Source organism: Mucilaginibacter sp. 320_HR, from assembly GCF_059691875.1.
This window is the reverse complement of the sequence record NZ_JCAWAI010000002.1, coordinates 968,666-980,772: the sequence shown is the minus strand read 5'-3', so window position 1 is coordinate 980,772 and position 12,107 is coordinate 968,666. Positions and strand designations below refer to the sequence as shown.

Genomic DNA, 12,107 nt, shown 5'->3' with positions numbered 1-12,107 from the left:
AAGCCAACAATTGACACCAATCTTTTGCAAAAATGCAGTTACGATAATTTAATTTCAGCAACTAGTTTTAACGATGACGAAATTTTTGGTTAACTTGACACCACGCTATGATAAGAAAGATATATACTTATTTACTCTCTGCTATCTGTTTTATACTACTTGCTTCCGCTGCGTCGGATGAGGATTGGCTAACCGCATTATTATACAAACTGGATGTTATCAGGACTAGTTATCCTCAGGAAAAGGTGCATTTACATACAGATAAACCTTATTACGCCATCGGCGACGATGTCTGGATAAAAGCGTACGTTGTTAATGCAGAGAACAATGAGCTTTCGGCTTTAAGTAAAGTATTATACATTGACATTGTTGATGATAGTGATTCGATTCGGAAAACAGTTGCTTTACAATTGGCAAATGGCTTAAGTAATGGTGTAATAAACCTGTCTGACTCAACTTTTAATACAGGAAGATATCGTATCAACGCGTACACACACTGGATGCAGAACTTTGATACTAAGTTTATCTTCTCAAAAAACATCTGGATTGGCAATGCACATGAACAGCTAAATGCTATTGCTGATGCAAAATTCGATTCCATTTCAGAAGATGGTTTTCGCGTCAACATAAAGTTTTCCGGATCTGAAAACAAATCGCCATTAGCAGGTAAACCGTTTACCTACTCTTTGGTGAACCAGAATAAAACAATATCCAACGGGAATGTAATTACCAGCGGCACTGGTGATGCGTTTGTTAATATAAAAGCCAAGAATTGGAAAACAATTGACGGCTTGATATTGCGCACCAACATTAAGCTGGCAAATGGAAATACCATTACCCAGTCTTTCCCTATCAAAACCTTAAAGGGGAAGTTGGATGTGCAGTTTTTTCCGGAAGGTGGCCGGTTGGTAGCTGGGTTACGATCAAAAGTTGCTTTTAAAGTACTTTCTCCCAAAGGATTAAGTGGGGAAATAAATGGGAAGGTTGTTGATAATCATAATAAGATTGTAGCTGAATTTACAACGGCTCATGCCGGAATGGGCATATTTGCATTGCAACCAGTAGCAGGTAATGTATATACTGCAATAATAGATGATAGAAGCGGCGGAGTGATCCGTTACCCCTTACCTTCTGTAGATGCACAAGGGTACGTGCTTAGCATTAATCATTTAACTGATAGTGTTGGCGTACAGGTTGCATCAAGCAATTTGTTGATGGGCGAAGAGGTAGCCTTAATAGCACAGCAAAATGGGGTAGTTAAGTATGCAACTAAAATCAACCTAAATCAGCCGGTTATTAACGCACATATACCTGAAAGTAAGTTTGGTACTGGCTTGGTGGTATTTACATTGTTATCAACTAATGCTCAGCCACTTGCCGAGCGGTTGATTTTTATTAATCATCATGATCATCTCAGAATGAAGGTTAACTTCGATAAGCCATTTTATGGTAAACGTGAACAAGTGAATATGGTGGTTTCGGTTGAGGATGCAGCAGGACGTCCTGCAGAGTCTAATTTATCTATCGCTGTTACAAATGTAGCAAAGGTTGCTGTTGATAGCACAGAAGCAAGCATATACGCCAGTCTTCTACTTACTTCTGACATTAAGGGATACGTAGAAAACCCTAATTATTATTTTGCTGAGGGATCTGCCGAAAAAACCCGTCATCTTGATAATTTGCTGCTTACACAAGGTTGGCGAAGGTTTAAGTGGACGGATTTAACCGCCTATAATTCTAAGCCTCTAATTTACCAGCCGCAGCAAAGCTTAGATATTACCGGTAAAATGACCACGCTAAATGACAAGCCTATAGCTAATGGTAAGGTAACGTTGTACGGTAATACCTCTGACGGGATTGTTTTGATGGATACCACTACTGACGCTGACGGAAAGTTCATTTTTGAGAACCTGGATTTTGTAGGAACCTCATCATTAGTGATACGGGCCAAAAACGCTAAGAATACTGATAATGTGAAAATAACTTTAGATAGACTAGGTAATTTAATAGCCCCGATGGATTACGACGCTACCTTATTATCGAATAGTGGCTTAGTAAGTTTTTTGCAAAATATCAAAAAAACGCAAGAGACCAGTAGTATGCTTAGTGATAAGGTAATAGTACTAAACGAGGTAAAGGTTAAAGACCGGTCATATCTGCAAAAAAACTCTGTTGCAGGTTCCAGCAAATTGGGCAATGCGTATGCAGACATTGTTATTAAAAAGGATAGAATTGCAATGTACCCGCAGCTGGTACATGCTTTTTACGGTTTGCCGGGTATACAGGTAAAAGGAAATGGCATATATTCTATAGGAAGAACAATCTCGCTTACTAAAGCAGGGGGTAGTCCAATGCTAATAGTTCTTGATGGTGTGCAGGTTGGCTTTGATGTGTTAATGCAAATTTCACCTTATGATGTTGAAGGTATAGAGATACTAAAGCCAGGCGTTGGTGCTGCTATTTATGGTACCGAAGGTTACTGGGGGGTAGTGGTGGTCACTTTAAAAAAGGGAAGTGGTGATTTGCAGCGCATGCAGCAGCCCGGACTAGCAAGAATTAAATTACCCGGATATGCTGAAGATAAAGAATTTTATACCCCTTTGTATGACAAGCCAAAAGCCGACAACAAATACAATGACCAACGTTCAACTATATTTTGGCAACCTAATTTAGTAACTAACGCAGCTGGCAACGCCAAGCTTTCGTTTTATACAGCTGATGAACCTGCCACTTACCGGATAGTGGCCGAGGGAATAAACATTAATGGCAAGTTGTTGAGGCAAGAGTTTTATATTGATGTTAAAGAAAAATAAATTATATTTCTGCTAATCAGCGTGTTTAATGTAACTACGTAAAAATATGAATAAAAAATTTGCACCTCTTGCTAAAAAAGCTACCTTTGCATTCCCTTTCGGGATGTAGCGTAGCCCGGTATCGCGCCACATTTGGGATGTGGAGGCCGCAGGTTCGAATCCTGCCATCCCGACAACAAGCGATACCAAGTTGTATCAAAACCCTCTAAATTGTATGATTTAGAGGGTTTTTTTATGGATTTTGCAAAATTATAGTTCAAAGTAATCCATATTAATACAAACTTCTACATGCCCTATATCGCACCCTCTTTTTAATTTGTAAAATTGTTCAATGCGTTTTTACTCGCAACCCGTGGTTGCTTGTAACTGATTTCGTGTTTTAATCCGTTTATCGCAAAATGTATTTGCGTCGACGGGGATAATATCAAATAAGTAAAACCGCGTATGAAAACAACAAATTCATTCAGTATCCTTTTTTTTCTAAAAAAGGATAAAGCAAGCAAAGGGATCGCCCCCTTGTATGTGCGAATCACCATTAACAAGAAGTTCGTCGACATTTCTTTGAAACGCCGCCTCAAGTTAATATCCTGGGATCACAAGTTTCAAAAAGTAATTGGAGCCGATAAGGAATTAAAAGAGATACAGGAGAAGATCCGGCAGACACGCACCGAGGTTAACTCCGCTTATGATACCTTGCGCTACAATAAAGAAGTTCTAACTGCAGATAGCATCAAAACTTTTCTGGAAAGCGGTGGCGAGGAAGAGCAAACTACTTTGCTTTTTCTAATGAACTATCATAACACAGAGGTCAAAAAGCTACTGGAGCCAGGCACGATGAAAAACTACTATAGTACCGAGCGGTATGTGAAGGAGTTTATAATCAAACGGAAAAAGCGGACGGATATCTATTTATCCCAATTAGATTACAAGTTCATCATAGACTTTGAAATTTACTTACGTCAACGGGAACCGGATAAAGGCCAGCGACCTTGTAACAATAACACCGTAATGAAACACATCGAGCGGCTACGTAAGATGATCAACATAGCACTGAAGAACGACTGGATAGTCAAAGACCCCTTTCTTCGTTTCGAGCGTCACATGATCCACAAGGATAGGCAGTGTTTGGAATTGGAGGAATTGGAAACTATCAAAGCTTTGAATTTCGATATTCATGGGCAAGAGATAGTAAGAGACACTTTTGTTTTTAGCTGTTATACAGGCTTGGCTTTTGCCGATGTATGCAACTTGAGTAGTGAACACTTAGTAACCGATATAGAAGGCGAAAAGTGGATTGAAATGGTGAGGCAGAAAACAGCCAATTTTTCCGGCAAGAAATTCTATGTTTTATTGTTGCCGGAAGCCATCGAACTCATCAAAAAATATAAAGGTCATCCAATGGCATCTTACACCGGTACCGTCTTTCCTATCTATTCAAACCAGGCTACCAATCGCTACCTTAAAGTTATCAGCAAAATGGCTAACCTGAATTTCGCTTTAACCTATCATATCGCAAGGCATACGTTTGCGACTACCGTGACTTTGGAGAATGGCGTACCCATGGAAAGTGTGTCTAAAATGCTTGGACATTCGAGCATTCGGACAACCCAGATCTATTCTAAGGTCAAGAAAAAGAAGGTTAGTACTGATATGAAAATCTTAAGAGAACGCCTGAACAGGCATAACCGATAGTTAAGAGCAAGTTTGTGTTTTTGCTATACAAAAACTCGTTTCGCCTAAGCGGCTAAACGGCAAACTTGCCTTCCGCGCCCGTTGGTTGCAGAAGGAAAAATCGAAAGGAATTCAAAGGAGGCAGTGATGGAAGAGCAAAAAATTAAAACAGAAAAAGTGATCCGAAGCAAAGGCGGAAGACCACAAAAGAAAATAAAACGGTGCCATATTTATATGATAAGGTTAACGGATTTAGAGCAATTTACTATTGCCACGAAAGCCAAAAACGCCGGAACTTCAATCAGCGATTTTTTCAGGAAGTCGGCACAAAAGGCGAAAGTCGTATCCCGGTTGACCACTGAGGAGGCGGGCGATATGCGCGTGTTGGCGGGTATGGCAAATAACCTTAACCAGCTCACACACCTGGCTCACTTAAACGGGTTGCTTAGCGTCCAGAGAAATTGCAGGTTGCTAATGGCTGAAATAAATGAGTTGCTTAAAAAAATAATTGGCGATGATAGGGAAAGTGATTACAGGTAGAAGCTTTGCAGGGTGCATAGCCTACAATTTGCAGCGGGATGAAGCAATCATATTGGATGCAAGCGGCGTGCGTACAACGAGCGTTAAGGATATTACCAGCGACTTTAATTTCCAGCGAAAGCTAAATCCAAACTTAGGGCAAGCTGTCGGCCATATCGTTTTAAGTTGGAGTGCCGAAGATAAAGCGAAGCTTAATGATGCGATCATGGTTGAGCGGGCAAAGGAGTATATGCACAAAATGAAAATCAGAGATACGCAATATCTAATAGTGCAGCATACAGACAGGCAGCATCCGCATTTACATCTTGTTTACAACCGGGTTGGTAACAATGGGCAGACGATTACCGACCGTTACCAGAAAGTAGTTAATGCGAAGGTTTGCAAGGAGATTACCTTGAAATATGGTTACCATTTAGCGGAAGGTAAAGCCCAGGTAAACGGGCAGCGCCTTAAGGGTTCAGATCAAATCAAATATGAAATGTATGATGCCATCAAAGCGATAGCTAAAGTTTCGCAAAACTGGCAGCAATTGGAAGCAGCACTTCTTAAGCAAGGGATACAAACTCATTATAAGTATTTAAGCGGAACTGACACTGTGCAAGGAATCAGCTTTAGTAAGGGCATTACTAAATTCAAAGGTTCTGAAATAGACCGGAGTTTAAGCTACGGCAAATTAAATCAGCTTATTGAGTTTAATAAACAACATGGGCAGCGGCAACAGATTGCGTCAGTAAACGACACAACACTTCCTAACCGAAACTCATTTAGTGATACTCACGGAGCATCTTTATTAGGCAAACTGTTGGAACCCGACCACGAACAGGACGCCCAAACACCATTTGAGTTAATAAGAGCAAAACGTAAACTTAAGAAAGGAAGAAGGATATGAATGATACACTTGAAAAGCTTGAAGCAATAGAGGAAGTATTGCAACAAGTGATCGTGACCATTAACGGTTATGAAAAGAAAGAAGTTAAAATTCCTGAAATAAGGATACCTGACTATAAAAAGGAGTTGTGTGATATAAGCGGTCAGCTTCAGGAACTCAAGCAAAACAGTGGCAATGTACAGCTTGACAAGCTATCACAACAGATCAAACAATTGAATTTAACAAAGCAGCCTGTAAAGCAATATCGTTTCCTGTTATTTCCGGAAACCAACCAGGGCCAATATTATAAAATTGTTTTCGGTCGCCTTATTCCTTGGGGAATACTGTTAATGGGATTAGTCTTCTTATTTGCTTTGGCACAAAAAGGATTAGACGTTTGGAGAATGAAAGAATACAATCAACAGGCTTATCAATATGTCAAAGCATGGAATTATATGGATAACCATGCAGATAGTAAGTTAGTAAAAAAACGAATGGATGAAGCTTGGGAAAAAGCCAACCAATAATCCTTAGCAAAAACAAAGAATAAATATTTCATTTTAAAAGTTCTCTTTTTGTGAACTTTTATTTAAATTTGCATAAGATGAAAATTCATCTGATTAAAAAACAAACGCTTGAAGAGTTTGCGAAGCTTCAACCTCGTAGTAAATCTTCATTGGAAGACTGGACTGAAAAGTTAAAGCTTGCCGACTGGCAACAGCCCGGCGATATGAAATTTACTTATAACACTGCTGATCTGTTAGGGAAAAGCAGCAACAGAGTGGTATTTGATATTGGCGGCAATAATTACCGGATGATCTGCAAATATGTGTTCGGAATAAAGCAGGTGCATCTTTTTGTTTGCTGGATGGGAACTCACGCGGAATATGATAAAGTTTGCAAACAAGGTGAACAGTTTACAATTAATCTTTATTGAAGATGGAAACAACAGTTTTAAAATATACCGTCATAAAAGACAAGAACCAATATGAGGACTATTGTAATCAATTGGAAAGCTTGCTCTCTGGTGCTATTAACAATGCAATACAGGATGAAGTTGATTTGCTAACGTTATTGATCGAGAAATTCGATGAAGAAAATAACACGTTTAATGAAAGTGATCCTATTACCTTGCTGCGCTCCTTTATGCAGGATCATCATTTGAAACCACAGCATTTAGTTGAAATACTGGGCATCAGTAAAGGTTATGTATCTGATATCTTAAATTATAAAAAAGGACTGTCTAAAGAAGTTATTAGAAAACTGGCTGATTATTTCAAAGTTAGACAGGAAGCATTTAACAGGCACTATAAGTTGATACCTACTGCTGATACTTACACTAATCCAGGCTTGATAAATACTTCTAAGCAAATTCACGCAGCTAAACATTAATTTAAAGCGTTATGGCAAATAATAGAGGACTGCTATAATCGTTGCGGCAGGTTCCTACATTGTACCATGCGCTATCGCGCAGGGTTCCATTTCGTCACCAGCCTCGCTGAACAACGCAGAAATGCCTCGTACCTCGGCATACCTACGAAGACTTGGTTAATTATTTCATCATATTCTCACCGCAAGACGCAAAGATAGCCTGCACAACGAAAGCAGTAAAGGGTATATAAATGAGTGCCCAGTATTTGTTTTTTAAGGCCGGCACTCACCCTTGACAGCTTCCGTTGTTTTCGCTTTTGGTTGCTTAAGCGTTGAAAATGGGATGGTATGTTATAATATTCAGTTAATAGTCAAATAATAACAGAGCTTATAGATTAGCTCGAAATTCATGAATAATGCCTATCAAATCAAAAAATTTGTTTACGACTAATAATGTACTTGTTCCTGTATGCGCGATGTCATTTCTTATTTTGACAAGAGTACCAACCTCTTTCAAAAATGTATCGTCTTTATTGAACTTAAAGGCCATTATGAAAGACAGCTTTGCCAAAGCTTTATATGGCGTTGCCCGATTGGTATTATCACTTTTTTGTAAATAATTTCCGTTGACCGCATCAGGATAAAACGTCATGTGATTCGTGTTTCCTGTTCTTGTGCTGATGGTAACACCAGCTAAATTTACGATGCTATTCGTGCTAGAATTAAATACAACTTCGGAGTAATTTTCAATAATTTGAAAATAGTTAATATAAGCGGCCTCAAATAAACCCAATCTTAACAGCTCAAATGAGCGCTTTAAGCCTACTTCAGAAAAATTCATGAAATCTGTATCGGTAAATGCAGTTTGCAAAATTGCATTCGTGTGAGCTATGAAAATATTTTTAAGATAAATTTTGTCAAAACAAGATTTTACCTGCTCTTTAAAAATCTCATAATTCTTAAGACTTAGATCATCCGGTATAAGATATTCCGGTGATTCTTTAACATAATATCCATCTGCCTTCAAATCTAACAATTGCTTCATATTCCATGCTTTATTAGAGGCTGTGAATATTATTACCTGAGTGCCTTCATTCAAGTTCTTTATATCCCGTAAAATTTTTGTCCCGCTATATTGATTAATTGGTAATATAATACTGGCTATATCTTCTTTTAAGGGTAATAATCTTAAATCTAACAATATAAGATCCCAGTCTTTTTTAATTTCCTCGTCAATACTTTTAAAAAATTCAATTTCTGATAATCCATCTCCAGTAATTGATTTAACAGTACCACCTTTAAATATTTTAGATAATGCGCTAGTCCATCCTTTAAAGCCTTCATCATCTATATAAAGAATCCTTTTCCCAATTGCATCTAATGTATTTGGACCGGAAGTGGAAGTTGTCGCGGCAGTTGAGTGTAAACTATGCACGGCCTGTCTTATTAGTGCTGCTGCCGTTGCATTGTTTTTGGCGCGTAAATATTTAAAAAAAAGAGATTTTGACTTCAAATAAGCTGGGGTAGTCGTAGTTAAACTATTCAGTTTAGTAACCCGATCTAATTGATAAACGCCCCATTCGTTAGCTAAGGAATGAGGACCCATATTTTCTGGTTTGTTTATAATCAGGTTATTAAGAACATTTAAATAGCCTTGTTTTCTCAATGGTTGTGCAGCATCAAGATTCGCACTAATTTCATCAAGGTCTTCAGGGCATAATAAACAACCTTCGGTAACAGCAAGGAGTGGATATTTTTCATTACGAGCTAACAATAGCGTTTCTAATGACTTGTCGGAAATGAAAATAATCGGAATTAGATAATCATCATTTATTTCGTTAGATAACCTGATATGCAAACCTAATTTAAATCCCATTTGATTGTTGGGTGTTTCACCTAACGATACAGGGATAATAATTTTGTCTATTTTATTTCTTTGAAATCGAGTTACGACGAACCCATCTGTTTCTATTTCGTCGGTAAGTTCATGATAATCCAGGGACTTGACTTTTAACTCTGATATGATCTTTTTAGTAAAGGTATTTGCCTGATCATTAATTATATATATTTCGCCCATGTCTAAGGATTGATTGTATGATTTTTTCTAAATAGTTTAAGAAGCTTTGTGGAAGCGCTCCGTTAGACATTGCTTCGAACTTTGCCATAACTCCAGTTGATGATTTGGCTAAATCAGCGAAATCGATAGCCAATGTCTTTATTTCGTGTAATTTATCTTTAATGTCATACGTGCTGATTAAAGCCGAGATCTTACTAGATAATGATGATAGGTCTTGTGCAATAAAATTCTTGCCAAAGGTCAAGATCTTAAGTTCGGACTTACCTGTTTCTTTGTAGTAAGAGAGATAATCCTTTAAATTGGTGTAAAATAGGCGTTTATTTATCCGTATTAAACCTGTAGCGTCACCCTTGTTATAATCAAGGTCTAAAATACTATTTGTAAATATCACAACTGGTACATTGTTTTGTCCGGCAATAGATAAAATAGATTCATAGATTGCCGTTTTTGCGGTAATTACTTCTCCCGCGGCATTAAAATCAGGAAAGGAGTTATGAATTAAGATGCAAGTAGCATTTTTAAAATGACTTAAATCAGTTCCGACTGATATCTTATAAATCACGGTAAGAAAGCTAGAGAAATCATTTGCGGTTAAAAAATCGCAATCGTATTCTTTTTGTTGTTCCCGTCGGTTATCATCAATTAAATAAATCATCAGTAAAAGTATAGGGAGTGAGTAAAGCCAGTGATTTGTTCAGGTGTAACAGGTATTCGTTCAGTGTGTTGATCACTATCATCTAACATATTCAATTTATAGTTCCCATCTGCAAACTCGGCAGTGATAGACCAATTGCAAAGACCTTGAAAAGCCTTTTTGGCTTCTATAAAATTGCCATTTAACAAATCTTTGATTTTAGCTTCTTTGTAACAACGTGAATTTATGTGGGTAATGTCGACAACTTTGAAAACATGCTCATTTATAGCCAGTCTTTTAAAACCTATAACAATCTCGTTTGACAGTGAAAGGCGTTCAATAATTCCATCAAATAAATGTCTAATACCACCTAATATAATATCTACATCGGTGTAAAATTCAGCAGTTTCAAGGTTGTTGAAAGAGATTTTGAATTCGGATTTGTAATCATGAAACTTCTCTTTGATACTGTCTTCTATCAATCCTTTAAATTTTGGAGCACGGACTTGAATACTGTCCTTGAAAGGAGAAATCAATTCATCCCGAAATATTTTAAAACGAATTGGATGAACACCTGGGTTTTCGTCGATCCACTCCCTGATTTTTTCTGATTTCCAACCCATTTTAAAGGTACGTTTTTCGCCCTTTATCCATCTCCACCAACTTGGGCGTTCAGTAAAAGCAAATTGTTTTACTCTTGCGTAAAGTGATCGGGTGATTGCATATTGAGTAAAACCTGTATTAAATTCTTTATTGGCAGTGTCTATGATCTTTTCATAGCTAAATTTTGCCCCAGGTATATCGAAATCGTGAGTTAAATATTTTAGCCCAGCACTGTCCTGAAACAAGCGTAAGAAATTAGCCACATCTTTTGGCTTATGTGTGTTGAAATACTCTTCTCTGAATTCAATAGTACGACTGTTGGGATTTGTTAATCTATTCCATCTTTTCTTAAAATCCTTATAAACTTTGTCATCACCACCTTTAACCATTTTTAAGAAATCGATTCTGCCTTTGATCAGATCAAAAAGACTTTCTGTTTCTCCAAAAAATAATTCAGCATTGGAATCATAATTATAGAGTAACTCTGCCTTTGGATAGCCGTATCTTTCCCAATAGTGTAAATACATTCGTAATGATCGAATGTATTTACGGTTGACATTAGTTTTTTCATTAACGACAAGTCCTGTAACAGTTTGTCGGGAATGTTTTTTTTGTAGTCTTGTTTTATTCGCATTTATGGAAAATCCGTGCTTATTTATAATGCTCTCTAACAAAACCCGAAACTTTGATTCGTCTTGATACAGGTTTCTGTTAGACGAAAACGTAATATCATCAGCGTATCGCGAATAATTTATTTTAAACTTTGAAGCCAACTCAAGGAGTTGCTGGTCCATCTCATAGCAAACTATATTCGAAATAATTGGGGATGTTGGTGCTCCCTGCGGTAATACGTTTTCGCTCTTTAGTTTTGTTACATTATCCTCGGAGTAAGGTTTTTTCAGTCGGATGCAAGTTAGGTGACTAAGATGGTCGGCCAAATGTGCTCTCTTGCCATTTAAATGAAATGGCGATTGTTTAAGAGCTTTTATTATGCGCTCGGAATCGATAGTGGAAAAAAAATCAACTAAATCAATATTGAAAACATAATTATAATTAACATGTAGTAACGCGTTATCACGTATAGAACTTGATTTTTTGAAGCCGAAAGAATGAGGATGCGCAACGAACACTGCATTTAATAATACATTTAGCAGTCGTTGTATGAATTTTAAATCATCATTTGGCGAGTGAATAATTCGGTCTTTTCCAGAAGCTTTTTTTATCGTGAAATAAGAATACCATCTTTGGAATTTAAAACGAACAAAATGTTTTATCCAATTTATACATATTACCTTCTCCTCATCTTTAATTTCTAAAATATCAAGGAGGTCGATTAATAAAACATAAAAGTCTTTAAGCGAATTTAAGTTATTAAAACGCTCACTTATTGATTCGACTTGCTCAGGTTTTAAATCTTTAAAGGAATTATTCAAGTTAATTAAGTATAAAAGAGCCTACTAAATTCTATATGTATAGGTAATAAGTATTTAATGATATAACTAATAGTAAAAGCAACCATTTTCCCCAAGA

General features: G+C 37.2%; 10 protein-coding genes and 1 tRNA gene. 8 read left to right on the top strand and 3 right to left on the bottom strand.

Going from position 1 to position 12,107, the window contains the following annotated elements; genetic code table 11:
* Positions 1–107 precede the first annotated feature (107 nt).
* From AC59GT_RS09935 to AC59GT_RS09900, 8 genes are all read left to right on the top strand, one after another.
* Entirely contained in the window at positions 108–2,813 is a 2,706-nt protein-coding gene (locus AC59GT_RS09935; protein ID WP_497237495.1) for a TonB-dependent receptor, read from the top strand.
* A 99-nt stretch (positions 2,814–2,912) separates the two neighbouring features.
* Positions 2,913–2,986, top strand: a tRNA-Pro gene (locus AC59GT_RS09930).
* A gap of 271 nt (positions 2,987–3,257) precedes the next feature.
* A complete protein-coding gene (locus AC59GT_RS09925; RefSeq protein WP_497237494.1) occupies positions 3,258–4,505 on the top strand; it encodes a site-specific integrase in 1,248 nt (415 codons plus the stop codon).
* 126 nt (positions 4,506–4,631) lie between these two features.
* The gene (locus AC59GT_RS09920; RefSeq protein WP_497237493.1) at positions 4,632–5,024 is read left to right on the top strand and encodes a plasmid mobilization protein; all 393 of its coding nucleotides are present in this window, start codon (positions 4,632–4,634) and stop codon (positions 5,022–5,024) included.
* Complete coding sequence (locus tag AC59GT_RS09915) at positions 4,999–5,913, top strand: relaxase/mobilization nuclease domain-containing protein (protein ID WP_497237492.1); 915 nt, start codon at positions 4,999–5,001, stop codon at positions 5,911–5,913. The genes AC59GT_RS09920 and AC59GT_RS09915 overlap by 26 nt, the downstream gene beginning before the upstream one ends.
* Positions 5,910–6,419, top strand: coding sequence for a hypothetical protein (locus AC59GT_RS09910; protein ID WP_497237491.1), 510 nt, complete (start codon positions 5,910–5,912; stop codon positions 6,417–6,419). Before AC59GT_RS09915 ends, AC59GT_RS09910 begins: the two co-directional genes overlap by 4 nt.
* A 77-nt stretch (positions 6,420–6,496) precedes the next feature.
* Complete coding sequence (locus AC59GT_RS09905) at positions 6,497–6,829, top strand: type II toxin-antitoxin system HigB family toxin (protein WP_345100278.1); 333 nt, start codon at positions 6,497–6,499, stop codon at positions 6,827–6,829.
* A 2-nt stretch (positions 6,830–6,831) separates the two neighbouring features.
* Positions 6,832–7,284 (top strand): helix-turn-helix domain-containing protein, encoded by a 453-nt coding sequence (locus AC59GT_RS09900; protein WP_345100276.1) that lies wholly within the window; start codon positions 6,832–6,834, stop codon positions 7,282–7,284.
* A gap of 367 nt (positions 7,285–7,651) precedes the next feature.
* Here AC59GT_RS09900 and AC59GT_RS09895 read toward each other — a convergent pair whose 3' ends face one another.
* From AC59GT_RS09895 to AC59GT_RS09885, 3 genes are read right to left on the bottom strand one after another with little or no spacing between them, the layout of a single operon-like run.
* On the bottom strand, positions 7,652–9,340 hold the full coding sequence (locus AC59GT_RS09895; RefSeq protein WP_497237490.1) for a hypothetical protein: 1,689 nt from the start codon (positions 9,338–9,340) through the stop codon (positions 7,652–7,654).
* Complete coding sequence (locus AC59GT_RS09890) at positions 9,318–9,995, bottom strand: hypothetical protein (protein WP_497237489.1); 678 nt, start codon at positions 9,993–9,995, stop codon at positions 9,318–9,320. Before AC59GT_RS09890 ends, AC59GT_RS09895 begins: the two co-directional genes overlap by 23 nt.
* Complete coding sequence (locus AC59GT_RS09885) at positions 9,995–12,010, bottom strand: reverse transcriptase family protein (protein WP_497237488.1); 2,016 nt, start codon at positions 12,008–12,010, stop codon at positions 9,995–9,997. The genes AC59GT_RS09890 and AC59GT_RS09885 overlap by 1 nt, the downstream gene beginning before the upstream one ends.
* Positions 12,011–12,107: the final 97 nt, after the last annotated feature.

Excerpts from the sequence above, each read along its gene's own strand:
- AC59GT_RS09920 (WP_497237493.1), top strand. The coding sequence starts at position 4,632 with ATGGAAGAGCAAAAAATTAAAACAGAAAAAGTGATCCGAAGCAAAGGC.
- AC59GT_RS09890 (WP_497237489.1), bottom strand. The coding sequence starts at position 9,995 with ATGATTTATTTAATTGATGATAACCGACGGGAACAACAAAAAGAATAC.
- AC59GT_RS09925 (WP_497237494.1), top strand. The coding sequence starts at position 3,258 with ATGAAAACAACAAATTCATTCAGTATCCTTTTTTTTCTAAAAAAGGAT.
- AC59GT_RS09905 (WP_345100278.1), top strand. The coding sequence starts at position 6,497 with ATGAAAATTCATCTGATTAAAAAACAAACGCTTGAAGAGTTTGCGAAG.
- AC59GT_RS09895 (WP_497237490.1), bottom strand. The coding sequence starts at position 9,340 with ATGGGCGAAATATATATAATTAATGATCAGGCAAATACCTTTACTAAA.
- AC59GT_RS09915 (WP_497237492.1), top strand. The coding sequence starts at position 4,999 with ATGATAGGGAAAGTGATTACAGGTAGAAGCTTTGCAGGGTGCATAGCC.
- AC59GT_RS09900 (WP_345100276.1), top strand. The coding sequence starts at position 6,832 with ATGGAAACAACAGTTTTAAAATATACCGTCATAAAAGACAAGAACCAA.
- AC59GT_RS09910 (WP_497237491.1), top strand. The coding sequence starts at position 5,910 with ATGAATGATACACTTGAAAAGCTTGAAGCAATAGAGGAAGTATTGCAA.
- AC59GT_RS09935 (WP_497237495.1), top strand. The coding sequence starts at position 108 with ATGATAAGAAAGATATATACTTATTTACTCTCTGCTATCTGTTTTATA.